This window comes from Streptomyces sp. NPDC090119 (assembly GCF_044747085.1).
Classification (GTDB): Bacteria; Actinomycetota; Actinomycetes; order Streptomycetales; family Streptomycetaceae; genus Streptomyces.
Genome location: NZ_JBIVDK010000004.1, coordinates 438229 through 463068 on the forward strand (window position 1 = coordinate 438229; position 24840 = coordinate 463068).

21 protein-coding genes and 1 pseudogene are annotated in these 24840 nt (G+C 73.6%); 11 read left to right on the top strand and 11 right to left on the bottom strand.

The window, feature by feature from the left end; all coding sequences use genetic code 11:
- Positions 1–82 precede the first annotated feature (82 nt).
- Entirely contained in the window at positions 83–526 is a 444-nt protein-coding gene (locus ACIPPM_RS19755) for a MarR family winged helix-turn-helix transcriptional regulator (RefSeq protein ID WP_401449334.1), read from the top strand.
- A 32-nt stretch (positions 527–558) separates the two neighbouring features.
- Here ACIPPM_RS19755 and ACIPPM_RS19760 read toward each other — a convergent pair whose 3' ends face one another.
- The gene (locus ACIPPM_RS19760; protein WP_401449337.1) at positions 559–1914 is read right to left on the bottom strand and encodes a dipeptidase; all 1356 of its coding nucleotides are present in this window, start codon (positions 1912–1914) and stop codon (positions 559–561) included.
- A 172-nt stretch (positions 1915–2086) separates the two neighbouring features.
- Between ACIPPM_RS19760 and ACIPPM_RS19765 the strand changes: the two genes are divergently transcribed.
- On the top strand, positions 2087–3325 hold the full coding sequence (locus ACIPPM_RS19765) for a geranylgeranyl reductase family protein (protein WP_401449340.1): 1239 nt from the start codon (positions 2087–2089) through the stop codon (positions 3323–3325).
- 51 nt (positions 3326–3376) lie between these two features.
- Here ACIPPM_RS19765 and ACIPPM_RS19770 read toward each other — a convergent pair whose 3' ends face one another.
- A complete protein-coding gene (locus ACIPPM_RS19770) occupies positions 3377–3829 on the bottom strand; it encodes a nitroreductase/quinone reductase family protein (protein WP_401449343.1) in 453 nt (150 codons plus the stop codon).
- Positions 3830–3958: 129 nt separating this feature from the next.
- Here ACIPPM_RS19770 and ACIPPM_RS19775 point away from each other — a divergent pair, with 129 nt between their 5' ends.
- Positions 3959–4651 (top strand): TetR/AcrR family transcriptional regulator, encoded by a 693-nt coding sequence (locus ACIPPM_RS19775; protein WP_401449346.1) that lies wholly within the window; start codon positions 3959–3961, stop codon positions 4649–4651.
- Between the two features lie 39 nt (positions 4652–4690).
- Here the strand turns inward: ACIPPM_RS19775 and ACIPPM_RS19780 are convergent, their stop codons facing one another.
- Positions 4691–5470 carry a DeoR/GlpR family DNA-binding transcription regulator gene (locus tag ACIPPM_RS19780; RefSeq protein ID WP_401449349.1) on the bottom strand — a complete coding sequence of 260 codons (780 nt, stop codon included), beginning with the start codon at positions 5468–5470 and terminating at the stop codon, positions 4691–4693.
- A gap of 123 nt (positions 5471–5593) precedes the next feature.
- Between ACIPPM_RS19780 and ACIPPM_RS19785 the strand changes: the two genes are divergently transcribed.
- Complete coding sequence (locus ACIPPM_RS19785) at positions 5594–6475, top strand: SIS domain-containing protein (protein ID WP_401449352.1); 882 nt, start codon at positions 5594–5596, stop codon at positions 6473–6475.
- Between the two features lie 21 nt (positions 6476–6496).
- On the top strand, positions 6497–7357 hold the full coding sequence (locus tag ACIPPM_RS19790; RefSeq protein ID WP_401449355.1) for a ketose-bisphosphate aldolase: 861 nt from the start codon (positions 6497–6499) through the stop codon (positions 7355–7357).
- Here ACIPPM_RS19790 and ACIPPM_RS19795 read toward each other — a convergent pair.
- Positions 7326–8477 carry a methyltransferase gene (locus ACIPPM_RS19795; protein ID WP_401450127.1) on the bottom strand — a complete coding sequence of 384 codons (1152 nt, stop codon included), beginning with the start codon at positions 8475–8477 and terminating at the stop codon, positions 7326–7328. The genes ACIPPM_RS19790 and ACIPPM_RS19795 overlap by 32 nt on opposite strands.
- 78 nt (positions 8478–8555) lie before the next feature.
- Here ACIPPM_RS19795 and ACIPPM_RS19800 point away from each other — a divergent pair, with 78 nt between their 5' ends.
- The 3 genes from ACIPPM_RS19800 (at position 8556) to ACIPPM_RS19810 (ending at position 11234) form a co-directional block, all read left to right on the top strand.
- The gene (locus ACIPPM_RS19800; protein WP_401449358.1) at positions 8556–9221 is read left to right on the top strand and encodes an alpha-ketoglutarate-dependent dioxygenase AlkB family protein; all 666 of its coding nucleotides are present in this window, start codon (positions 8556–8558) and stop codon (positions 9219–9221) included.
- Positions 9222–9282: 61 nt separating this feature from the next.
- Positions 9283–10521, top strand: coding sequence for an ROK family protein (locus ACIPPM_RS19805; RefSeq protein WP_401449361.1), 1239 nt, complete (start codon positions 9283–9285; stop codon positions 10519–10521).
- Positions 10518–11234 carry an NUDIX domain-containing protein gene (locus ACIPPM_RS19810; RefSeq protein ID WP_401449364.1) on the top strand — a complete coding sequence of 239 codons (717 nt, stop codon included), beginning with the start codon at positions 10518–10520 and terminating at the stop codon, positions 11232–11234. The genes ACIPPM_RS19805 and ACIPPM_RS19810 overlap by 4 nt, the downstream gene beginning before the upstream one ends.
- A 415-nt stretch (positions 11235–11649) precedes the next feature.
- Here ACIPPM_RS19810 and ACIPPM_RS19815 read toward each other — a convergent pair.
- Positions 11650–12159: pseudogene (locus ACIPPM_RS19815) on the bottom strand (ATP-binding protein); the annotation flags it as partial.
- 207 nt (positions 12160–12366) lie between these two features.
- The gene (locus tag ACIPPM_RS19820) at positions 12367–12690 is read right to left on the bottom strand and encodes a hypothetical protein (RefSeq protein WP_401449367.1); all 324 of its coding nucleotides are present in this window, start codon (positions 12688–12690) and stop codon (positions 12367–12369) included.
- A 293-nt stretch (positions 12691–12983) separates the two neighbouring features.
- Here ACIPPM_RS19820 and ACIPPM_RS19825 point away from each other — a divergent pair, with 293 nt between their 5' ends.
- Positions 12984–14108, top strand: coding sequence for a PLP-dependent cysteine synthase family protein (locus tag ACIPPM_RS19825; RefSeq protein ID WP_401449370.1), 1125 nt, complete (start codon positions 12984–12986; stop codon positions 14106–14108).
- Positions 14109–14146: 38 nt separating this feature from the next.
- On the opposite strand, the gene ACIPPM_RS19830 is transcribed toward ACIPPM_RS19825, so the two are convergent.
- Positions 14147–14995, bottom strand: a complete 849-nt coding sequence (locus ACIPPM_RS19830) for a DeoR/GlpR family DNA-binding transcription regulator (RefSeq protein ID WP_401449373.1) — start codon at positions 14993–14995, stop codon at positions 14147–14149.
- A gap of 315 nt (positions 14996–15310) precedes the next feature.
- Between ACIPPM_RS19830 and ACIPPM_RS19835 the strand changes: the two genes are divergently transcribed.
- Complete coding sequence (locus ACIPPM_RS19835; RefSeq protein ID WP_401449376.1) at positions 15311–17668, top strand: hypothetical protein; 2358 nt, start codon at positions 15311–15313, stop codon at positions 17666–17668.
- Positions 17669–17671: 3 nt separating this feature from the next.
- On the opposite strand, the gene ACIPPM_RS19840 is transcribed toward ACIPPM_RS19835, so the two are convergent.
- The 3 genes from ACIPPM_RS19840 to ACIPPM_RS19850 form a co-directional block, all read right to left on the bottom strand.
- Complete coding sequence (locus tag ACIPPM_RS19840) at positions 17672–20122, bottom strand: right-handed parallel beta-helix repeat-containing protein (protein WP_401449379.1); 2451 nt, start codon at positions 20120–20122, stop codon at positions 17672–17674.
- A 255-nt stretch (positions 20123–20377) separates the two neighbouring features.
- Positions 20378–20986 carry a hypothetical protein gene (locus ACIPPM_RS19845; protein WP_401449382.1) on the bottom strand — a complete coding sequence of 203 codons (609 nt, stop codon included), beginning with the start codon at positions 20984–20986 and terminating at the stop codon, positions 20378–20380.
- A 730-nt stretch (positions 20987–21716) separates the two neighbouring features.
- A complete protein-coding gene (locus ACIPPM_RS19850; RefSeq protein WP_393593118.1) occupies positions 21717–22190 on the bottom strand; it encodes a DUF6643 family protein in 474 nt (157 codons plus the stop codon).
- Between the two features lie 210 nt (positions 22191–22400).
- Here ACIPPM_RS19850 and ACIPPM_RS19855 point away from each other — a divergent pair, with 210 nt between their 5' ends.
- Positions 22401–23582, top strand: a complete 1182-nt coding sequence (locus tag ACIPPM_RS19855; protein WP_401450129.1) for a TerD family protein — start codon at positions 22401–22403, stop codon at positions 23580–23582.
- Positions 23583–23622: 40 nt separating this feature from the next.
- Here the strand turns inward: ACIPPM_RS19855 and ACIPPM_RS19860 are convergent, their stop codons facing one another.
- Positions 23623–24798: a glycosyltransferase gene (locus tag ACIPPM_RS19860; RefSeq protein WP_401449385.1), complete on the bottom strand. Its 1176-nt coding sequence runs from the start codon at positions 24796–24798 to the stop codon at positions 23623–23625.
- Positions 24799–24840: the final 42 nt, after the last annotated feature.

Here is a 24840-nt window from a genome sequence, read left to right on the forward strand (position 1 = left end):
AATCATTGGGAAAGCCAACGGTAGGAACCGTAGGGGCAATTCCGTTGGGAAGTCCAATGATTTGGCCGGTAGGCTGCTCGGTATGCCGCGCACCGAACGCCTCCGCGCCCTCGCGCACATCGAGTCCCTGCCGAGCTGGCTGGCCGGACGGGTGGCCGCGCGCGGCCGGGACCTGGTCACCGGGGCCATCGCGACCGAGGGGCTGAAGCTGCCGCAGTACGCGGTGCTCGCGGCGGTCGCCGAACACGGGCCGGTCGCCCAGGCGGACCTGGTGCGCCGCCTCGGCTTCGACCCCAAGGACGTCGTCCTGCTCGTCAACCACCTCGAAGCGGCCGGACTCGCGGTCCGCGCCCCCGACCCGGACGACCGCCGCAAGAACGCCGTCACGGTCACCCCGGCGGGCCGGGAGACGCTGCGACGCTGCGCCGCACTGGCCGAACGGGCCAACGCCGAACTCCTCGCACCGCTCAGTGCGGAGGAGGGGCGTCGGCTCATGGAACTGCTACGGCGCGTCCACGAGGCATAGCCCGTGGACGCGCCGTGTGCGGGGCGACCGGCTCAGTTCGCCGCGTAGTTGTTCAGGAACAGGGCCTCCGCGACCGAGAGGCGCTCCAGTTCCTCGGGGGAGACGCTCTCGTCGACCGCGTGGATCTGGGCCTCCGGCTCGCTCAGGCCGATGAGGATGATCTCGGCCTCCGGGTAGAGGCCCGCGAGGGTGTTGCAGAGCGGGATCGAGCCGCCCTCACCCGCGAACTGCATGGTCTCGCCGGGGTACGCCACCGCCATCGCCTCGGCCATCGCCTGGTAGGCGGGGCTCGTGGTGTCGGCGCGGAACGGCTGGCCCTGGCCGATCTGCTCGACGCTCACCCGGGCGCCCCACGGCGTGTGGGCCTCCAGGTGGGTGGTGAGCAGCTTGGTCGCCTCGGCGGCGTCCACGCCCGGCGGCACCCGCAGGCTGATCTGCGCGCGGGCGCTCGCCTGCACGGACGGGGTGGCGCCGACGACCGGCGGGCAGTCGATGCCGATGACCGTCACCGCGGGACGCGCCCACAGCCGGTCGGCCACCGAGCCGTCACCGATCAGCTCCACGCCGTCCAGCACCTTGGCGTCGGCACGGAACTGCTCCTCGTCGTACTCCAGACCCTCCCAGCGGGCGTCGGCCGTCAGGCCGTCCACCGTGGTCGAACCGTCCTCGGCGCGCAGCGAGTCCAGGACCCGGATCAGCGCGGCGAGCGCGTCCGGGGCGGCACCGCCGAACTGGCCCGAGTGCAGGTTCCCGGCCAGGGTGTCGACCTGGACCCGGAGCATGGTCATGCCGCGCAGGGTGGTGGTCGCCGTGGGCAGCCCCACGCGGAAGTTGCCCGTGTCGCCGATCACGACGGTGTCCGCCGTCAGCAGCTCCGGGTGCGCTTCCACGTACCGCTCCAGACCGCCCGTGCCCTGCTCCTCGGAGCCCTCCGCGATCACCTTGACGTTGACCGGCACCCCGCCGTTCGCCTTCAGCGCGCGCAGCGCCAGCAGGTGCATGATCAGGCCGCCCTTGCAGTCGGCCGCGCCACGCCCGTACCAGCGGCCGTCCCGCTCGGTCAGCTCGAACGGCGGTGTCGCCCAGGCGGCCTCGTCCAGGGGCGGCTGCACGTCGTAGTGCGCGTAGAGCAGGACGGTCTTCGCGCCCTCGGGGCCGGGCAGGTAGCCGTACACCGACTGGGTGCCGTCCGGGGTGTCCAGGAGCGCCACGTCGGTGAAGCCCTCGGTGGTGAGCGCGTCCACGATCCAGTTCGCGGCGCCCTCGCTCTCGCTCCTCGGGAACTGCCCGAAGTCCGCCACCGACTTGAAGGCGACCAGCTCGGTCAGCTCCGCCTTGGCGCGGGGCATCAGCGAGGCGACGGTCTCGGCGACCGGATTCGACGACATGGGTACGGCTCCTCGTGGGGGTACGACGTTGAACTGCTGGAATGCACCGATCCTCCCACAGCGGCCCGAGCCGGGGACCGGCCGTAGGATGCGTGTGACATGGGGGTCCCCCGCCCCACGTCACCGGTGCACCGGGGGAGCGGCAGCGGCTTGATCGGAGCGATGGACCATCGTGAGCGGCGAGAACACTTCGGCGGAGGATGAGCGGCGGGTCTGGGACGTCGTCGTGGTCGGCGCGGGACCCGCGGGCGCCTCGGCGGCCTACGCGGCGGCCGTCGCGGGCCGCCGCGTGCTGATGCTGGAGAAGGCGGAACTGCCCCGCTACAAGACGTGCGGCGGCGGCATCATCGGCCCCTCCCGCGACGCGCTCCCGCCCGGCTTCGAACTCCCCTTCCGGGACCGGGTGCACGCGGTCACCTTCTCCCACAACGGCCGCTTCACCCGGACCCGCCGCTCCCGGCAGACCCTGTTCGGGCTGATCAACCGGCCCGAGTTCGACCAGCGGCTGGTGGAGCACGCGCAGAAGGCGGGCGCCGAGCTGCGCACCGGCGTGACCGTGCAGCGCGTGGAGCAGCACGGCTCGGCCGTCCCCGACCGGCGCACCGTCGCCGTGGTCCTCCAGGGCGGCGAGACGGTACTGGCCCACGCGGTCGTCGGCGCGGACGGCAGCGCCAGCCGGATAGGAGCGCATGTCGGGGTCAAGCTGGACCAGGTCGACCTCGGTCTGGAGGCCGAGATCCCGGTCCCGGACACCGTCGCCGAGGACTGGAAGGGCCGCGTTCTCATCGACTGGGGCCCGCTGCCCGGCAGTTACGGCTGGGTCTTCCCCAAGGGCGACACGCTCACCGTCGGCGTGATCTCCGCGCGCGGCGAAGGAGCGGCCACCAAGCGCTACCTGGAGGACTTCGTCGCCCGCCTCGGCCTCGCCGGGTTCGAACCGAGCATCTCCTCCGGGCACTTGACCCGCTGCCGGGCCGACGACTCCCCGCTCTCCCGTGGCCGGGTGCTGGTCTGTGGCGACGCGGCCGGGCTGCTGGAGCCGTGGACCCGAGAGGGCATCTCCTTCGCGCTGCGCTCCGGGCGCCTCGCGGGGGAGTGGGCGGTACGGATCGCCGAGGCCCACGACGCCGTCGACACTCGTCGCCAGGCCCTGAACTACGCCTTCGCCATCAAGGCGGGGCTCGGCGTGGAGATGAGCGTCGGCAAGCGGCTGCTGGCCGCCTTCGAGCGCCGCCCCGGTGTCTTCCACGCCGGGATCACCGGGTTCCGGCCCGCGTGGAAGGCGTTCCGGGACATCACCACCGGCGCCACGACACTGGGAGAGATGGTCAGGTCCCGGCCGCTGGCCCAGCGTGCGCTGGCCGCGTTGGACCGGGGGCGGACCGCGCCGGAGATCCAGCCGGAGCAGTAGGGGGAGCAGCCGGAGCAGGGGGACACCGTCAGTCCGTGACGGTGCGCGCCGTCAGTCCCTGACGGTGATCCGGAACACCGGGTGGTCGGAGGCGGCCGCGAGGATCTCCGCGTCGGAGCTGCTCGCGGTCACCCCGGCGAAGAACTTGTCGACCTGCCAGCCCCAGCGCTCCAGGTAGGTCCGCAGGATGGGGAGCTTCTCCGCGTCGGGCAGCTCCACCGCGCTGAACGGCCGCACCTTCCGGCCGACCCGCAGTTCGCCGCCGTGCGCCGCGCGCATGTTGCGCACCCACTGGGAGTGGCCGCGCGCCGAGACCAGGTACCGCTCGCCCTCGTAGGTGTGCGGGTTGACCGGGATGCGCTGCATCTCGCCGCTCTTGCGGCCGCGCACCGACAGCTCCGCGCTGCCCGCGAGGCTGACACCGAGGCGGGTGAGCTTGCCGACGAGCCCGTTGAACCAGGTGCCGAGCGGGCTTGCCTTCAGGTAGTACGGCGCGGACGACATGACAACCCCCAGGGGTTCGGGAGAGCGGTGCTCTCGCTTCGGTCTCCAGTGTGCCGAGAGCACTGCTCTCACGCAAGAGCAGTGCTCTATTTCGTGTGCACTGCTCCGACGCATGGCAGACTGGCCCGCATGAGCACCACAGAGGGCGCCCGCGCACGGGCCAGGACCGAGGTCACCGCGGCCATCAAGGACGAGGCCCGCAGACAGCTCGCCGCCGAGGGCGCGGCGAAGCTCTCGCTGCGCGCCGTGGCCCGCGAGCTGGGCATGGTGTCCTCGGCGCTCTACCGGTACTTCCCGAGCCGCGACGACCTGCTGACCGCGCTCATCATCGACGCCTACGACTCCCTCGGCGAAGCGGCCGAGACCGCCCACGCGGGCGTCCCCGAGGGGGAGTTCATGCGCCGCTGGACGGCCGCGTGCGAGGCGGTACGCGTATGGGCGCTGGCTCACCCGCACGAGTACGCCCTGATCTACGGCTCGCCGGTACCCGGATACGCCGCCCCCGCCACCACCATCCCGTCCGCCGGGCGGGTGGCCATGGTGCTGATCGGTGTCGTCCGCGACGCCGGCCGGGGGCCCGGCCTCACCGGGCTGTCGCTCCCTGCCGAGCTGCGCCCCGAGGCCGAGCGCATGGCGGCCGACATCGCCCCCGACCTGCCGGTGGAGGCCGCGCCCGCGATGGTCGCCGTCTGGGCGGAGTTGTTCGGGCTGGTCGGCTTCGAGGTGTTCGGGCAGTTCACCCGGGTCGTGGAGGACCGCGAACGCTTCTTCCGGCACGCCGCCGTCCGGCTCGGCGAGAGCGTGGGCCTGTCCGCCGCCTGACCGGGCGGGCTCAGGCAGTGAGCATGATCGGGGGCGGGCTCAGACGGTGAGCACCCGGACGCCCGCCTCCTCGAAGCGGCGCACCGTCTCCGGGGTCACCGCGGTGTCCGTCACCAGCGTGTCCACCGGCTCCGGGCCGCAGATCCGGGCGAACGCCCGCTGTTCCAGCTTGCTGGAATCGGCCGCGACCACCACGCGCTCCGCCCGCTCGCAGAGCAGCCGGTTGACCGCCGCCTCCGACTCGTCGTGCGCCGCCGCGCCGTGCACCGGGTCGAAGGCGCCCACCCCGAGCACCGCCACGTCCAGCGTGACCGCGCCGAGCACCCCGTCCGTGAGCGGTCCGACCAGCTCGAACGACTGCGGGCGGGCGACCCCGCCGGTCACCACGATCTTGAACTGCGGCCGTACGACGAGTTCCCCCGCGATGTTGAGCGCGTTGGTGACCACGGTCAGCGCGGGCGAGCCGGTGGCCAGGTCGGCGCGGACGGCCAGCGCGCGGGCCACCTCCGTGGTCGTCGTGCCACCGGTCAGCCCCACCGCCTCACCCGGCGCCACCAGATCCGCCACCGCCGCCGCGATCCGCTGCTTCTCGGAGGCGTGCCGGGCCGTCTTGTAGCGGAGCGGCAGCTCGTACGACACCCCGTGCGCGACCGCCCCGCCCCGCGTGCGCACCAGCATCCGCTGCTCGGCGAGCCCGTCGAGGTCGCGGCGGATGGTCGCCGCCGACACCGCCAGCTCGGCCGCCGCCTCCTCGACCTCCAACCGGCGCCGCGCCGCCAGGAGTTCGAGCAGTGCCTGCCAGCGGGTGTCCCGCGCCATCGGATCTCCGTCCCTGTGCTCTCCCGGCGACCCTAACGCACCGACGATTCCCGTCCCGATGCTTGATAGTGCTCGAAAGGCGGCGGTATCTTGCATGAACGATCAGCCTGGGGAGGGTGTGGCATGAGCCATGTCGAGGACGAGCTGAGGAGCCAGCCCGAGTGCTGGGAGCGGGCGGCGAAGGAGGCGGGCGCTCACCGCGCGGCCCTGCCGGTGCCGGGGGAGCGGGTCGCGATCGTCGGCTGCGGGACCTCGTACTTCATGGCCCAGGCCGCGGCCGCGCTCCGCGAGCACGCGGGACAGGGCGAGACGGACGCCTTCGCCGCCTCGGAGTTCCCGCGCGGCCGCGCCTACGACCGGGTCATCGCCCTCACCCGCTCCGGTACCACCACCGAAGTGCTGTATCTGCTGGCCGAGTTGAGGGGTTCGACCCGGACCACCGCGATCACCGCCGACCCCGAGACGCCCATTCGGCAGGCCGCCGACGATCTGGTGGTCCTCGACCACGCCGACGAACGCTCCGTCGTCCAGACCCGGTTCGCCACCACCGCCTTCACCCTGCTCCGCGCCCACCTCGGACTGCACACCACGGCCGCCGTCACCGACGCCCGCGCGGCCCTCACCGACGCACTGCCCGAAAGCCTCGTCCAGCGGCGCGAGTTCACCTTCCTCGGCCGGGGCTGGACGGTAGGACTGGCGAACGAGGCGGCACTGAAGATGCGGGAGGCGTCGCTGTCCTGGACCGAGGCGTACCCGGCGATGGAGTACCGGCACGGCCCGATCAGCATCAGCACCGAGGACACCGCGACCTGGATGCTCGGCCCGGCCCCCGCAGGGCTCGCCGAACAGGTGCGTGACACCGGCGCCTTGTGGATCGAGGGCGGACTCGACCCGCTCGCCGAACTGATCCGCGTCCAGCGCCTCGCCGTCGCCGTGGCCACCGCCCGGGGACTCGACCCCGACCGGCCACGCCACCTCACCCGCTCGGTGATCCTCGCCCCATGACCGCGGAAGGGACCAGCCGCCGTGCCCCTCGCCACCACCGGTGACCTGATCACCCGAGCAGCCCGACTCCGCACCGCCGTGACCGCGTTCAACATCATCACCCTCGAACACGTCGAGGCCGTCGTGGCGGGAGCCGAGGCGGCCGGAGCGCCCGTCGTGCTCCAAGTGAGCCAGAACGCGGTCAAGTTCAGACGCGGCCACCTCCGTCCCCTCGCCCGCGCGGCCGTCTCCGCCGCCGAACAGGCAGTCGTTCCCGTGGCGTTGCACCTCGACCACGTCCAGAGCGACGAACTCCTCCGCCAGGCCCGCGACGCCGGATTCAGCTCCGTGATGTACGACGCCGCCCGCCTGCCCTACGCCGAGAACCTCACCGCCACCCAGGCGGCCGCCGACTGGGCGCATTCCCAAGGGCTCTGGATCGAGGCCGAGTTGGGCCAGATAGGCGGCAAGGACGGCAGGCCCCCGCTGGACGCCCACGCCCCCGGCGCCCGTACCGACCCCGCCGAGGCACGGGACTTCGTCGCGCGGACCGGCGTCGACGCCCTCGCCGTGGCCATCGGCAGCACCCACGCCATGACCACCCGTACCGCGGCCCTGGACCACGCCCTGCTTGAGCAGCTGTCGGCCGAACTGGCCGTACCCCTGGTCCTGCACGGCTCCTCGGGCGTCCCGGACGGCGAGCTGGTGAAGGCGGTCGAGGGCGGCATCGGCAAGGTCAACGTGGGCACCGCCCTGAACACGGCCCTCACCCGAGCCGTCCGCGACCACCTCGGGCGGCACCCCGAGACCGTCGACCCCCGCACCTACCTCGCCGACGGCCGCACGGCCATGGCGGAGGAGGTGGCCCGGATCATCCGCCTGCTGGGCGCTCGCCCTTCTTGACCGCCTTCAGCACCACGAACTTCGGGTCGCTCGCCACCAGTTCACAGTTGCCGAACAGCCGCTTCAGCTTCACGTGGTAGCCCAGATGCCGGTTGCCGATCACCCACAGCTCGCCGCCCGGCCGCAACGCCCGCTCGGCACCGGTGAACATCCGCCAGGACACGGCGTCACTGGTGGCCTGGTGCGAGTGGAACGGCGGGTTGTTCAGCACCAGGTCCACACTGCCGGACGCCACCCCGGCCAGCCCGTCCCCGACCCGGAACTCCGCGTGCCCCGGCACCCCGTTCGCCTTGTACGTGGCCTCCGCCGAGGCGACGGCCTGGAACGACTCGTCCACGAACAGCACCTCGGCCTCCGGATCGGCCAGCGCCACCGCCGTACCCACCACACCGTTGCCGCAGCCGAGGTCCACCACCCGGCGCCCTCGCGTCTCCGGCAGGTGCCCCAGGAAGAACCGGGTGCCGATGTCCAGCCGGTCCGCGCAGAACACGCCCGCGTGGTTGACCACCGGCCGCCCCGACGCCACCCCGAGCCCGTCCGGCAGGGCGTACCCGTACGGCCAGGGATTGTCCGGCCGGACGAGCGAGGAGTCCGGGGTGCAGAAGATCAGCCGGGCCTTCTGCTGGGCCAGCGAGGTGCGGGTCGGCCCGAGAATCCGCTCGAACAGCTTCAGCGTGGAGGTGTGGATCTCCTTCACCATGCCGGTGCCGATCACCACCGTCCCCGCGTGCACGGCGGGCGCCAGCCGCAGTAGCTGGTCCTCCAGCAGCGCCAGGCTCTTGGGCACGCGCACCAGCAGCACGTCCACCCGCTCGGGCACCGGGTCCTGCGTGGTCAGCAGCCGCACCGTGCCGGGCCCGACCCCGGCCCGCGCCAGGTTGGCCCGCGTGGCCTCCTGGCTCAGGAAGGAATCGGTGATCTGCGTCGGCCGGTGCGTGGCCAGTGCCGTCGCCAGCGCGCCCCAGCGGTCGCCGAGCACCACGACCTCGCCCGACAGGTCCACCCCTTCCTCGGCCAGATGCCGCAGCAGATACGCGTCGGAGGCGTCCCAGGCACGCAGCCGGTCGCGGGGATCGTCGGGGAAGCGGGACAGCTCGGTCTCGCCCCACGGAGTCGTCATGCGGTCGTTCATCGCCCCCCAGGCTAGCCGAGCCCCAGCTCAGGACCGGTCGCCCGCTTCTGGGGGAGGATGGGGCGCATGGACGTGGAACTCTTCCCGCGGGAGCGGGCCGAAGCCGCTCCGGGCGCCGTGCACGTCCCGCACTGGCTCGACGCCGAACGGCAGCGCGCGCTGCTCACCGCGTGCCGCGAGTGGGCCCGGCCCCCGGCCGGACTGCGCACCGTCCGCACCCCCGGCGGCGGCACCATGACCGCCCGGCAGGTCTGCCTCGGCTGGCACTGGTACCCGTACGCCTACGCCCGCACCGTCGTCGACGGCGACCACGCGCCCGTGAAACCCTTCCCCGCCTGGCTGGACGAGCTGGCCCGGAGCGCCGTCGCGGACGCCCTGGGCCCGGAGGCGGTGCCCGAGGACCCCTACGACATCGCCCTGATCAACTTCTACGACGGCGACGCCCGCATGGGCATGCACCGCGACGGCGACGAACGCTCCGACGCCCCGGTGGTCTCCCTCAGCCTGGGCGACAGCTGCGTCTTCCGGTTCGGCAACCCCGAGACACGCACCCGCCCCTACACGGACGTCGACCTGCGCAGCGGCGACCTCTTCGTCTTCGGCGGCCCCTCCCGCCTCGCCTTCCACGGCGTCCCCCGCGTGCTGCCCGGCACCGCGCCGCCCGAACTGGGTCTGACCGGACGGCTCAACATCACCCTGCGCGTGAGCGGCCTGACGACCCCCGCCCCCTGAGCATGTCAAATCGGTCACGAGGCGGGCCACGACCGGGGCGGATCATGCGAGACTCGCCCCCATGAGCGGCACGGCGGACCCCCGGAAGGCGGGGGCAGGACCCATCTCACGGGCGCGGCTGGACCGGGGGCGCGGCGCCCTCGGCCCCGCGCTGGAGCTGGTGCACACCGGGCGCGCCCCCACCCGCGCCGTACTCACCGCCGAACTCGGCGTCACCCGCGCCACCGCCGGTGCCGTCGCCGCCGAACTGGAGGCGCTCGGCCTGATCCGGGTCGACGCCCGCCCCAGCGCCCCCGCCGGTTCCCAGGGCCGCCCCTCGCACCGCCTGGAGGTCGCCGAGGACGGCCCCGTCGCGCTCGCCGCGCAGATCCACACCGACGGCTTCCGGGCCGCCCTGGTCGGTCTCGGCGGACGGATCGTGGCGACCGCGCCCGGCTGCGAGACCGTCGACGCCGACCCGGCCAAGGTGCTCGGCGCGGTGATCGAGGCGGGCGCCGAACTGCTGCGCACCACGGGCCGCCGCTGCGTGGGCGCCGGACTCGCCGTCCCGTCCGCCGTCGCCGAACCCGAGGGGCTCGCCCTCAACCCCCTCCACCTGGCCTGGCCCGCCGGGGAACCGGTCCGCCGCATCTTCGCCGACCTCGTGCGCGCCGCAGGCATCACCGGCCCCGCCTTCGCGGGCAACGACGTCAACCTCGCCGCCCTCGCCGAACACCGGCACGGCGCCGGCCGGGGCGCCCGGCACCTGCTGTGCGTGGCCACCGGCCACCGGGGCGTCGGCGGCGCCCTCGTCCTCGACGGCCGCCTGCACACCGGCAGTTCGGGCCTCGCCCTGGAGGTCGGCCACCTCACCGTCAACCCCGAGGGCCGCGTCTGCCACTGCGGCAGCCGGGGCTGTCTCGACGTCGAGGCCGACCCGCTGGCCCTCCTCATGGAGGCCGGTCTCGAACCCGGCCCCGAGGTCTCCCTCCTCGACCAGGCCGACGCCCTGCTGCGCACCCGGTACGCCGAGCCCGCCGTACGCGCCGCCGCCGAGACCCTGATCGACCGGCTCGGCCTGGGGCTGGCCGGACTGGTCAACATCCTCAACCCCGACCGGATCATCCTGGGCGGACTGCACCGGGGGCTGCTCGACGCCGACCCCGAGCGGCTGCGCGCGGTCGTCGCCGAACGCAGCCTGTGGGGACGGAGCGGCAGCGTCCCCATCCTGCCGTGCACCCTGGACCACGACAGCCTCGTCGGCGCCGCCGAACTCGCCTGGCAGCCGGTCCTCGACGACCCCCTCGCGGCCCTGCGGTGACACCGGAGTCGTGGGACGTCTCCCGCCTGCGTTTCGAGGAGACGGCCCCGCCCGCCCTCACCGCCGCCCTGCGCACCGAGATGGACCGCCGCTGGGCGGACGCCGTACGCGCCAACCCGACCCTGTTCGACGGCCCGGTGGCCGCGCTCACCGGCCTCGAACGCGACGGCGCCGACGGCCTGCTGGTGTCCTGGACGCCGCTCACATACCGCTTCCGGGTCCTGCGCGGCATCCCGGACGCACCCGCCCTGGCGGGGCTGTTCGTCGCGGTGCTCCAGCCCTGCGACGAGGGGCGCCTGCTGGTGGGCCGGATGTCACCCACGACCGTGGCCCCCGGCCGATGGCAACTACCGGGCGGGACGCTCGAACCCCCCGATGACGGAGCCGCGTTGGACCTCGACGTGCTCCGGCGCCACGCGGCCCGCGAACTCGCGGAGGAGACCGGCTCCGACACCCCCGCCGACGCGCTCGTGCCCGGACCCGCTGTCCGCGACGCCGGAGGCAGCCTGGGCTTCCTGTTCAGCGCCCCACCACGCCCCGCGCATGAACTGCACCAGCGGTACGGGGAGTTGGCGCACGCCGAGATCGAGGCGGGCGTGGACCCCGAGTTCGACCGAATGGCGTTGGTCGCCTCACCGGCTGAACTCCGGGCGCTGCCGGGTCCGTCGGCGTCCTATCTGGGACTGGTGGCGGAGCGGTTCTTCGGTGCGTAGTACGGCGTGACCCGGCACGGCGACTTGGCCGTGCCGGGTGCGTCGTGTCGCCAGGTCAGCCGGGGACGGCCGACGCGACCGGTGCCGCTGCCGCCACGGCGGGTTCGGGTGCGGAGGACACCAAAGGGGTGTGCGCTACGGCGGGTTCGGGCGCGGCGGACACCGAAGGGGCGTGCGCCACGGCGGGTTCGGGGCCGACCGGCACGGCGGGCTCCGGCGCCATGTGCGCCAGCGCGGGTTCCGGTGCCGGTGTCCCGGCCGAGGCATGGGCCACGGCGGGCTCCGGCGTGCGGGCCGGACCGCGCACCACGACCGGCTCCGGCACAGCGGTCGCCGGGGAGGTGTGTGTCACGGCGGGCTCGGGTGCCGGCGCAAGCACCACGACCGGCTCGGGGGCGCGGGCGGGCGGCTGGACGGTGAGCGGCGGGGGCGCGGGGCGCCGTTCCGTCGCGCGGGGCGGCTTCGGCGCCGGTGGGCGCGGGGCGGGGGAGGCGGTCGCGGACAGCGCGAACCACACGACCTTGCCGTCCTCGCCGTCCGGTCGGCACCCCCAGCTCTCGCTGACGGCGGCCACCATCACCAGGCCCCGCCCGCAGGTGGCGAGCGGTCCGGCGTCCGGCCCCTCGGCGGTGCCGTCCGGAGCCTCGGCGGCGTCGGCCACCACGGGAAGGCGTGGATCGCGGTCACGGACCGAGACGGTGAGCCGGTCCGACCGGAACTCCAGCTCCACGGTGCACGACTTGTCGGGCCGGGCATGTCGGTGGACGTTGCTCAGCAGCTCGGTCACACCGAGCGCGGCCCGGTCTATCAACGGGTCCAGACGCCAGTAGCGCAGTTGCGCAGATACGATTCTGCGGACCTGGCCGATCCGCGACGGCAGGGCTTGGAGCTCCACCGTGCAGTGCCTGTTCGGGTAACTGATCACGGCTGCGACTCCCCGATGTGAGGTCCGGACGAACCGGAGGAACACGGAGAACAACGGAAATCCGGGAGGGTGCTGGCGTCCCTGTGGCCGCCTGCCGTCGAGGCCGACGGGCCGGTCCGCAGCGTTACCTCCGGTAAACCCAGAGTGACGTGAGATCAGCGTGCCGCAGTGCCCGTCCTCCCGCAACTCGCCATGGTGGCCCGCAGGTCAGCCACCACGTCCGGCGGCGCGGCGCACCGCCTCGATGAACCTGTGCGCGGCGGGCGGCCCCGGCTCGTCCGGTGCTGCGTCACGTTCGGTGAGCGTCAGTTGGTAGCGGTGGCCGTTCAGATCGGCCTGCGCCCGGCTCTCCGGGGCGAACCACGGCCTGGAAGCCCGTACGGTCCCCACCGGCGCGCTGTCGATCTCGCTGCCCTCGCTGGTGAGCAGCTCCAGCCTGCCGTCGCTGATCCGGACCCGGCCCGCCCGCGTGAGCGAGCGCATTCCCTTGCCGATGCGCACGCCTCTCGCCGTGAACTCCGGCTCCGCCATCCCGCACCGCCCCCTCGCGCGCCCCGGCCCACCGGCCCCCGCACGGCGGCCGGTCCACGCGGTGCAGTCTGCCCCGGCGCGGGCGGGAGCACCAGTGCGCGCGGACGGGGCGCGCGTGGCGCTGGAGCACTCGCGCCAACGCGCCCCCGCGCCCCTCGTACGGGCGTGCCCCAGGCTCCCTTTGGGTGGCTCAAAGATGCGTTGATGCAGGTGAGAAGCGGTGTGACTGATGCCTATGATCGGGCTGCGGGCCGCGCTGGGCGTGGTCGGCGCCCAGCGTAAGGAGCCCCGCCGTGCACCCCACCCCACCGGCCCGGACCGGCGCCACCCTCGATGTCGACCGCAGTGACGCGGCCTACCGGGACTGGCTGAAAGAGGCCGTACGCAAGGTCCAGGCCGACGCCAACCGCTCGGCGGACACGCATCTGCTGCGCTTCCCACTGCCCGAGGAGTGGGGCATCGACCTGTACCTCAAGGACGAGTCGACCCACCCCACCGGCAGCCTCAAGCACCGCCTCGCCCGCTCCCTCTTCCTCTACGGCCTGTGCAACGGCTGGATTCGCCCCGACCGCCCGGTGATCGAGGCGTCCAGCGGCTCGACCGCCGTCTCCGAGGCGTACTTCGCGTCCCTGATCGGCGTGCCGTTCATCGCCGTCATGCCGCGCACCACCAGCGCCGAGAAGTGCCGGTTGATCGAGTTCCACGGTGGCCGCTGCCACTTCGTGGACGACCCGCGCACCATGTACGCGGAGTCCGCGCGGCTCGCGGCGGAGAGCGGCGGCCACTTCATGGACCAGTTCACCTATGCCGAGCGCGCCACCGACTGGCGCGGCAACAACAACATCGCCGAGTCCATCTTCCGTCAGCTCGCCCTGGAGCGGTTCCCGGTGCCCACCTGGATCGTCGCCACGGCCGGGACCGGCGGCACCTCGGCCACCCTCGCCCGCTATGTGCACTACCTCCAGCACGACACCCGCGTCTGTGTGGCCGACCCCGAGAACTCCTGCTTCTTCGAGGGCTGGACCACCGGCGACCCCGATGTCACCTGCGACTGCGGTTCCCGGATCGAGGGGATCGGACGGCCCCGCATGGAACCCAGCTTCGTGCCGGGCGCCATCGACCGCATGATGAAGGTCCCGGACGCCGCCAGCGTGGCCGCGGTACGCGCGCTGGAGCGGGCGCTCGGCCGCAAGGCGGGCGGTTCGACGGGTACCGGCCTGTGGAGCGCCCTGAAGATCGTCTCCGAGATGGTGGCCGAGGGCCGTACCGGCAGCGTGGTCACCCTGCTCTGCGACCCCGGCGACCGCTATCTCGACAAGTACTACTCGGACAGCTGGCTGGAGGAGCAGAACCTCGACATCGGGCCGTACACGGCCGCGATCGACTCGCTGCTCGACACGGGCGTGTGGCCGGACTGAGGACGTTCCCGGACGGTGGCCTTACTGTCGGCGCGCCGTCAGTCCTCCTCGGGAGCCTCCAGCTCCTCGTCGTCCTCCGGCTCGCCCGCCACCACCAGGCGCCGCAGCCGCTCGGAGATCTCCGCACGGGCCTCGGCGGGCAGCCCCCCGTCCGTGACGAGCGTGTCCACCTCGTCCAGCGCGGCGAACGAACTGAGCCCCACTGTGCCCCACTTGGTGTGGTCGGCGACCACCACGACCCGGCGCGCCGAGCGCACCAGCTGCCGGTTGGTCTCCGCCTCGGCGAGATTCGGCGTGGACAGCCCGGCCTCCGCCGATATCCCGTGCACCCCGAGGAACAGCAGATCGAAGTGGAGCGCGGCGATGGCCCGGTCCGCGACCGGACCCACCAGCGAGTCGGACGGGGTACGCACCCCGCCGGTCAGCACCACCGTGGCCGCGCCCTGACGGCGGCCCGAGGTGCGCTGCGCGGTGTGGAAGACGTCCGCTACCCGCACCGAGTTCGTCACCACGGTCAGATCGGGCACCTCGAGAAGCTGCCGGGCCAGCGTGAAGGTGGTCGTACCGCCGGACAGCGCGATCGCCGAACCGGGCGCCACCAGGCGGGCGGCCGCCCGCGCGATGTCCTCCTTGGCGGTCGGCTCCAGGCCCGACTTGGCCTCGAAACCCGGCTCGTGCGTGCTCGCCTCGACCACCGGCACCGCACCGCCGTGCACCTTCTCCAGCACACCCTGCCGGGCCAGCGCGTCCAGATCCCGGCGCACGGTCATGTCCGACACGCCCAGCTGACGGGTCAGTTCATTGACCCGGACACCGCCCCGGCGCCGGACCTCGTCCACGATGAGGGCGCGCCGCTGCTCCGCGAGGAGGTTCTGATTCTCGCTCACGTACGCTCCGGTCCTTTCGCCACACCTGTCCGAGCCGCCTGACACACCTGCGGTGACCTGCCCGTTCGATAGGTCCACCCCATGCGCTGGCTTCTCATCTTGTCACGGGCCGCCATAGGGCGCGCCACTGCCTGTCACCACGCATACATAGGGTGCGCGCACATGTGTGCGGGCTCTATGGCGACCGCTGTCACCCGGATCGGGGAGATTCCGTGACAAGCCGTTCCGCCAGGTGTACGCCACACCGGAAACGGAGAACCTGAAGCCCGCACGGACTTGAGACCCCTCAGGTGACAACGGAAGTGCGGACGACAAGTGGAACACGCGCGGGAACGCCTCACCGATCCCCGGCCGGGCCCTCCGGACCTGCCGACCCAGGCCGCCACGCCGACGGAACGCGGCCTGGAACTGCTGGTGCACGGCGTCGGCGGCACCACACCGGAGAAGATGCTCGGCGACCCGCGCACGGTCCGCGTCACCGGCGACGACACGGCCGCCGTCTACCGCCGTGCCGAGGACGTCCCGGAGCCCGCCGGGGGAGCGGGCCCCGCACTGGACGAACTCCCCGGCAAGGGCCCGGTGCGCGAGGCGTACGTGTGGTGCAACCTCACCTCGGGCAACGGCACCCGCGCCCTGTGGCTGTTGCTGCTGCCCTTCATGGTGGTCAACCTCGCCCACTGGATGCGCCCCACGGCAGAGCGCCCCGGCCCCCCGGTCCGCCTCTACGGCCTCCTCGTCCGGCTGGCCGCCCTCACCCTGACCGTGCTGCTGGTCGCGGCCGCCTGCGAGGTCGCCCTGGACCTGGTGGCCTGGCAGTGCGCCGGTGCCCCCGCCTGCGCCGGACGCCACACCTGGCTCGCCTTCCTCTCGCCCGCCCTCTCCGACGGCGGCTGGTGGAGCGGGCCCGGCCGCCGCCTCGCCCTGGCCGCCCTGGTCCCCACCCTGCTCACCGCGCTGCTCTGGTACCTCTCCCACCGCACCTGGAGCGCCTACGAGTCCCACCGCCCGCTGACCGCCACCGCCGAACCGGGGCCCGACGAGAGCGCGCTGGCCCGCCCCGGCTTCTGGTACGGCCGCCGCCTCGGCGCCCGGCTCCGTGCCGCGCACACCGCGGCCGGTCTGCTCACCGTCGCCGCCGCCGTCACCGTGCCCACCGCACGCTTCGACCATCGCCCCGGCGGACCCGCCCTCCTCCACCTCCTCGGCGTCCTGCTCGGCACCGGCATCCTCGCCTGGGGCTGCGTGGTCGTCGCGGTCGTGTGCCGCCGGGGCCGCAGCGAACGCCGACTCGACCAGGCGCTCGACCGCCACCTGCTGCGCGCTCTCCCGCTCGGCGCCCTCGGTCTGCTGCTGCTCGCCGTCACCTACGCGGCCTGGTCCCGGCCGGGCTGGCGGTCCACCGGACGGCTGCCCGGCGACCCGGCGTTCGGCGCGATCATGCTGGCCCAGGGCATCCTGGTCGTCGCGCTCGCCGTCGTCGCCCGCGGCCTCCACCGGCGCCTGCCCGACCCCCGTGCCGCGATGCGCGGCCTCGGTGGACCGGCCGTCGCCCTGCTCGCCTGCGCGCTCGGCGGAGTCGCCTCCGGCGGGGTCGCCCAGCGCGTCGCCGACTGGCTGGACGGCACCCGCGCCTCGCTCACCGGGCCGCCCGTCACCCTCACCTGGCAGGCGTCCGCGATCCCGCCCGTGTTCGCCGTGCTCCTCGTCCTCATCGCCGTCCTGGCCCGGCGCACCGCCCGGCTCGCCCGCGCCGAACGCCGACGGGTGCGCGCCGAGCACCCCGGCGAACCCGAGGACCCCCACCGCACGAGGCGCATCGCCCACGTCCGCGCCATGGCCACCCTCACCGACCGCGCGCCGCTGATCCTCGCCGTGGGCTCCGTCGCCACCCTGATCGCCGGTGCGGGGGCCCTCACCGGCGCCCTCGCCACCGGGCTCGCGCCCGCCCACGCCGCCCGGAACGCGGGCGACACCGTCCGGATCGCCGCCGGGATCTGCCAGATGCTCGGCTCCTGGCTGATCGGCGTCGGCTTCCTGCTCTTCGTCGCCTGGGGGCGCCGCGCCTACAAGGACGCCTCCGCCAGGCGGACCATAGGAATCCTGTGGGACGTCGGCACCTTCTGGCCGCGCGCCGCCCACCCCTTCGCGCCCCCCTGCTACGCCGAGCGCGCCGTACCCGACCTGACCTGGCGCACCGCGACCTGGACCGAGCGCACCGGCGGCCGTCTCGTCCTCTCCGGCCACTCGCAGGGCAGTGTCCTGGTCGCCGCCGCGGCCTGGCAGCTGACGCCCGCCGTCCGCGAACGCGTCGCCCTGCTCACCTACGGCTCACCGCTGGAGCGGCTCTACGGCCGCTGGTTCCCCGCCCACTTCGGCCCGGCCGCGCTCGCCGCCCTGCATCGCGACGTCTGCTGCTGGCGCAACCTCCACCGCCGCACCGACCCCATCGGCGGCCCCGTCCGGCTGACCGCCGGGCACGGCCCCGAGGTCGACCACGCGCCGCTGCCGGACCCGCGGGCCTACGGCCGCACCCCCGAACACCCGCTGCCCGCACCGATCCTCGGCCACTCCGACTACCAGGAGGACCCGGTCTTCACCCGCGAACGCGACCGCCTGCTGGCCGACCTCCACCCCGGCCTGCCCGCGCCCCGCCCGGAACCCGGACGGGGATGACCCTCACGGCAGCTCCGGCAGATCCTCCGGGTACAGCAGGGTCAGGTCGTCGGTGCTCGGGTCGGGGAACTGCGCCACCCGGCTCGCGTGCCGCTCCACCATCGCCTCGAACGTCTGCCGCGCGGTACGGCCGTTGCCGAACGCCGGGCCCTTCGGCAACGCCGTGAAGTACTTCAGCAGCGCCTCCCCGGTGGCCGGCGCCAGCCGGTACTCGTGCTCGTCGGACTGCTGCTCCACGATCCGCAGCAACTCCTCGGGACCGTAGTCCCCGAAGGTGATCGTCCGCGAGAAACGGGACGCCACACCGGGGTTGACCGACAGGAAACGCTCCATCTCCGCCGTGTAGCCCGCCACGATCACCACCACCGCGTCCCGGTGGTCCTCCATCAGCTTCACCAGCGTGTCGATGGCCTCCTTGCCGAAGTCACGCCCGGCGTCCTCCGGCGACAGCGCGTACGCCTCGTCGATGAACAGCACACCGCCCCGCGCCCGTTCGAACGCCTCCTGGGTGCGGATCGCGGTGGAACCGATGTGCTCGCCCACCAGGTCGACCCGGGACACCTCCACCAGATGCCCTATCTCCAGCACGCCGAGCGAGGCCAGGATCTCCCCGTACAGCCGGGCCACCGTCGTCTTGCCGGTGCCGGGGGAGCCGGTGAAGACCAGATGCCGCTTCACCGAGGCGGCCTTGAGCCCCGCCTGCTGGCGGCGTCTGCCCACCTCGATCATGTCGGTCAGCGCCCGCACCTCGCGCTTGACGCTCTCCAGGCCCACCAGCGCGTCGAGTTCACCCATCACCGCCTTCGACGTACGGGTCTCCCGCTCCGGCACCGGCGGCGCGGCGGACGGCTCCGGACCGACGGCACGCTGTCCGGGGATCGCGCCGAGCAGCCCGCCCGTGGACGCCGGTACCGTCTGCACCGCCGTGTCCCGCGACGACGCCGGGGACCGCGGCAGCCCACCGCTCTCGTCGCTGCTGCACTCCTCCACCACCGGCCCCGCGCCGCCCGATCCCGCGTCCGGGCCGCCCTCGGCGAACTCGTAACCACCGCGCACGCACCGCTCCGTACGGCACTTGCGCAGCGTCGTACGGCAGCCGTCGAGGACATGGAAGCCGTAGCCGCCGCTGCCGGTGACCTGGCAGCCGACGAAGCTGCCCCGGCCGCCCGCGGAGACGTAGAACCCCGCCTCGGCCGGGCCCTGCACCACGCAGCGCTCGATCGTCGGATCGGCGCCCTTGGTGACGATCACCCCGGTCTGCGTGCCGTCCACCGTGCAGTTGCTGAGCGTGCCGCCGCTGCCGTGGTCCCGGAACCAGGCGCCGGTCGCCGCGTCCCGGATACGGCAGTCGTCGAGCTGCGCGGTCGCCCCGTCGCTCACCGACACCGCCGTGTTGCGCACCTGGGACAGATCGCTGTCCACCACGTCCGCGCGGGAGCCCCGGTCCAGCACGAAGAGCGCGTCCGGCACGTCGTGCACCCGGCAGGAGTCCAGCACCGCCGTCGCGCCGTCGCTCACCCACACCGCCGGGTAGTCGCCGGTGCTGTCGAAGATCTCGCACTGGTTGGCGTCCACGCGGGTGCCCGGGTCCCACACCGAGAGGCCGTTGCGCCCGAACTGGCGCACCGTGGTCCGGGTCAGGGTCAGCACCGAACGGGAGCGCAGGTCGACCGCGTTCTCCGGGATGTCGTGGATACGGCAGTCGGCCAGCGTCAGCACCGCGTCCGTGTCGAGCGTGACGCCGTCCGCCGAAGTGCGGTGCACCTTGCAGTCGGTGAGCTGGGCGGTGGCCCGCTGGGTGATCTGCACGCCGGCCCCGCGCACCTCGTACACCTCGCAACCGAACGCCTCCAGCGACGAGTTCTCCCCGGTGGCGCTCAACCCGGTGCCCGAGGCGTGGTGCACCCGGCAGCGGTCCAGCCGCGGATGCCCGCCGCCGCGCACGGCCACGCCCGCCTGCCCGGCCGAGACGACCTCGCACTCCTCGAACACCCCGGCGCCGCCGTCCAGGACGAGGACGCCGATGCCTGCCGGGTTGTCCACCGTGCAGCGGCGCACGGTCGGCCGGGCCCCGCCGCGCACCTCGATGCCGGAGGCGGACCGGGTCACGATCCGTACGTCCAGCAGTTCCGGCGTGCCCTCCTCGACCAGCAGCGCCGGGGCGGCGCCGTCCTGGCCCTCCACGTGCAGGCCTTGCACGACGGCGGAGGCCCGCACGGTCAGTGGCACGCCGTCCACGGGCGCGATCCGCACCGAGCCCGGCGCGTTGTCGGGGCCGCGCAGTGTCACCTCCCGCCGTACGACGAGGTTCTCCCGGTAGGTGCCGGGGGCGATGGTGAGGACGTCGCCGTCGGAGGCGGCCTCCAGGGCGGCCGCGAGCGACGCGTACTCACCCGTGCGGCGTCGCCACCGCGATGTGCCGGTGTGCGTCACCTGGACCGTGCCCTGTGCCATGGCGTTGCCGTGCCCCCACCTCGTGGTACTTGTGCTCGTCCGCCTCAGGGGCTCCGCAGCCGGGTGCCGGGACGGCGACCGCGGGGCGCCGCCAGGGCGTTCGCGTACGCGCGTGCTCCGGACTCCGGCGCGGCCTTCGGCTTGTCTCGCGCGCGGGTCGATGCCGAAAGCGAGTCGGCCGGTCCACCGTAGCGTGCGCGCGGGTGGCGGACCGACCAGAGCCGGAACCCCGGTCCCGCGGTCGGCGAACAGCCGTCACTGGCTGCCCGTGCCGGCCTTGCCCCAGTCCGGGCCCGCCCGGTCCCACGCCCGGTCCCAACTCGCGTGCCGGCGACGGACCATGCGCCAGACGGCGAGACGCCGCACGCTCTCGATGAGCCCGGCCGCCACCACGGCGGCGCCGAAACCGGCCAGCGCCGCGTGCGCCCGCGCGGTGGCGGAGTCCAGGGGCCGGGTCGTTATTCGCCCGCTCGGGTCGGTCCAGAGCCTGAAGTGCTCACCCGCGCGGGGGGACTTCACCTCCGCCAGCACCGCGCCCTGCCGACGGGTGCCGTCCGGCGCGGTCCATCCGGCCAGGACCCGGCTGCGGGAGGTACGGGCCGCGCCGGTGTCGGGATCGGACTCCGGGGGAGCCTGCGCGAGGGGGCGCAGCACGGTGGCCGTGACGAGATGGCGGGTGCTCCGCTGCTCGCGCACCGACCTGCGCAGCGAGTCCTGCGCGGCGGACCCGGTCACCGTACCGACGACGGGCATGGCCACGACCGTCAGCAGCAGTGCCAGGAGGCACACCCACGCCTCCGCGACATCGGTCGGGCGGCGCAGCGGATTGCCGCGCCAGCGCCACAGACCGCTGATGGTGCGCACGCCCCCACCCCCCTTCGCTCCGACGCCCCCGTCCTGCCCCGTGTCGGCCCCGCTCATCCCCCGGCCCGGTGAAGAGGGCACGGGAGAGGGACATCACGTCGACGAGGTTTCTCTCACGGATTTCTCATCTTCCTCCCAACGACGCGGGTGGGCCGTGAGTTCCCGGTCCGCGCGCCCGAACAGCCGACCGGAGGTGAGAGGGCGTCAGAGGTGGACGCGCGCGGGGTCGCCGACCCGGATCGTGCCGGTGGTGAGGGGTGGTCCTCGTCCGACGCCTCGGCGCCCGCGACGACCGCGCTGGGCCGGAAGCGGCTCACCGGCAAGGGGCGCTCGTCCGCGGGACGGCCTTCGGTGGGCGCCGAGTCGAGGCGGACGGCCTCCACCTCGCGGCCGACCAGATCGATCGGCATGGTCCCGCCGGGACGGGGTACGGGCACCGTCAGGGGAGTCAGGGGAGAGTGACCGCACGCCGACAGACGGATGCCGCCGCCGGGCGACAGCTCGGCGACGGGGCACGCGAGAAGGGGCTGCTCGCGCTGGGTGACGACCTTCCCCCCCGTCGTCGATCAGCGCCCATGCCGGTCACCGGCCGGCCCCCGGGGCTCCACCTCGGCCTGCGGGAGCGTCGGGTGCCGGAACACCTCGACCGGGTGGACGTGGATCGATCGCGGTACGGCGTTCCCCATGCGGGCACCCTGCCGGACGGTGCCTCACGGAGAGCGGAAGAGGATCAGTATCCGCGGTACTGCTGGTTGTTGTACGGCTGCTCCTGGTACGGCTGCTGCGGCGGCCGGGGCGCCGCCGGGCGCATCGCCTCGTACCCCGAGGGTGCCGCCGGGCGCGGCTGCTGGGGCTGCGCGCCGGGGTAGCCGCGCGGGGCGCCGGCCTGCTGCGGGATGTACGCGGTGGGCGTCGGCTGCATCGGGGCGGCCTGCGCCGCCTGCGGGTAGCCGTACGCCGGGGGCTGCGGCGAGGGGGCCGCGGGAAGGGCGGGGAGAGCGGAGGGCAGCGCGGGGAGGTTGCTGCCGGGGGCGGGCATACCGGGGGAGGACGGCATGCCGAGACCGGTGTCGTACGCGGCCGGGACCCTGATCGGGGCGATCTGCGGGGTGCCCCGCTCGGCCACGAGCGAGTCGTAGATCGGGGTGTCCGGGAAGGAGGCGGAGTAGTAGCCGCCGCCATAGGTGGAGCGGGGGGAGGTCATGGCACATAAGTTAAGCCCACGATGTGCTGGTTGGGGAGACCGATAAGAGGGTTGTTTTCCGTGTCGACGGCGATCTGGGATCGCTAATCCGAGCGAACTTGCCAAAAATGGACTCCATCCGGCGTTTGGATCGTGTAAAGCCGAGTTCCTGCCGGGTTACCGGCGGTTGACGGAGCGTCGGAAGATCTGCAGATGGGGGCGGACATGTCCATGCCGAAGGGGTCGAACACGCCGGTGCCCACCACCGCGCTCCGCGTCGAGGTGACCCGCCGGGCAGGCCCCGGCATCCCCGACGTGGACGCCTCGGCGCTGCTGCTCGCGAACGGCAGGGTCCGCGCGGACAGCGACCTCGTCTTCTACAACCAGCCCGCGCACCCCTCCGGCGCGGTCCGCCACCAGGGCAAGGAGACCACCGGGGCGCAGGTCACCGACACGCTGCTCGTCGACCTCGCGCGCGTGGAGGCGGGCATCGAGCGGATCGTCCTCGCCGCCTCGGCCGACGGCGGCACCTTCGGCCAGGTCCCCGGCCTCGCCGTCCAGATCTCGGACGCCGTCACGGGAGACGCCGCCGCCCGGTTCGACAGCACCGGGGCCACCGTGGAGACCGCGTTCGTCCTCGGCGAGTTCTACCGCCGTCAGGGCTCTTGGAAGTTCCGCGCCGTGGGCCAGGGCTACGACAGCGGCCTGGCGGGCCTGGCGACGGACTTCGGCATCACCGTCGACGTACCCCAGCACCCGGCCGCGCCCCCCGCTGCGGCCGCGCCGCCGCCGCAGCCCGCCAAGGTCACGCTCACCAAGGCGGCCCCCTCGGTGTCGCTGGCCAAGCAGGGCGGCACCTCCGGCGTAATGCGCGTCAACCTCAACTGGCAGACCCGCAAGCGCGTCACGGGCCGCCACCGGGGCGCCGGACCCGGCGACCTCGACCTCGACCTGTGCGCCCTGTACGAACTCAGCGACGGCCGCAAAGGCGTCGTACAGGCCCTCGGCAACGCCTTCGGGGCGCTGGACCGGCCGCCCTTCATCCACCTCGACGGCGACGACCGCACCGGCGCCACGGCGAACGGCGAGAACCTCACCATCAGCCTCGACCACAAGGACCAGCTCAGACGGGTCCTGGTCTTCGTCACCATCTACGAGGGCGCCAGTTCCTTCGCCGACCTGCATGCCACCGTCACCCTCCGGCCGCAGCACGGCGCCCCGATCGACTTCTCGCTGGACGAGTGCACGGTGCCCTCCACGGTGTGCGCGCTCGCCCTGATCACCGACACCGGCGGCGACCTCGTCGTCCGGCGCGAGGCCCGCTACCTGGTCCCGGAGCGCGGAGTGAGCCCGCAGCGCACCGTCGACCGGGCCTACGGCTGGGGGATGAACTGGACCCCTGGCCGCAAGTGAAACCCCACCACAAGTGAACCCCACCGCGGGTGAACCGCGCTCAGCCCTCGTCCGGCACGGCGTCGGGACGCGCGTAGGTACGGCCCTTCCACGCCGCGCCCCGGCCCCGGTAGTGCTGGACGGCCGAGTCGAGCGTCATCAGCAGATAGAGGGACGCCGTGAACGGCAGTAGGGGAGCGAGCCACAGCGGCTGCCGGTAGTAGCGCAGCATCGGCATGTACGTCGCCACCATCACCGCCCACGCCACCGAACCGAGCACCCATGTGGGCGTGTCCCCCATGGCCGTGCCCACCACCACCGCCGTGGGCGGCACCAGATACACCAGCGCGAGCCCCATCACCGTGCCGAGCAGCAGCGGCGGACTGTGCCGGAGCTGGGCGTACGCGCTCCGCGAGACCATGCGCCACAGCTCGCCCAGCCCCGGATAGGGGCGGACGCTGTCCACCCGGTCGGCCAGCCCCAGCCACAGATGGCCGCCGCTCGCCCGCACCGCGCGCGCGACGGCCACGTCGTCGATGACCGCGTGCCGGACGGCGTCCGGAATCCGCGCCCGCTCGGCCATGTCCGTGCGCAGCAGCACACAGCCCCCGGCCGCCGCCGTCGTACGCGCGCCCCGGCGACCGATCCACCGGAACGGGTACAGCTGGGCGAAGAAGTAGACGAAGGCCGGTACCACCAGACGTTCCCAGGGACTCTCCGCGCGCAGCCGGGCCATCTGTGACACCAGGTCGAAGTCACCCGTACGGGCCGCCGCGACCAGGGAGCGCAGACTGTCCGGGGCGTGGGCGATGTCCGCGTCCGTCAGCAGCAGGTACTCGGGGTCACGCGCGCGTGCCAGGGCGATCCCGTGCCGCACCGCCCACAGCTTGCCCGTCCAGCCCTCGGGAGGCTCGCCCGGGGAGTCCACCGTGAGCGGCAGGCCGCCCAGCCGCCGGGACAGTTCGCGGGCCAGGGCGCCGGTACCGTCGCGGCTCCCGTCGTCCACCAGGAAGACCTCCGCCCGGCCCGGATAGTGCTGGGCGAGCAGCGAGGGCAGGCTCGTGGACAGCACGGCCGCCTCGTCACGGGCCGGGACCACCACGCAGACCGGCGGCCACACCTCGGGTTCGCGGCGCGGAGGCAGCCGTACGTCGGTGCGCCAGAAGAGACCCTGACCCAGCAGCAGCCAGCACCAGACGGCGAGGGAGACGGCGGCGGTCCACACGATGGCGCTCACGGCCGCAGTCTGCCCCACCGGAACGGCCCACCGGCGGCCATC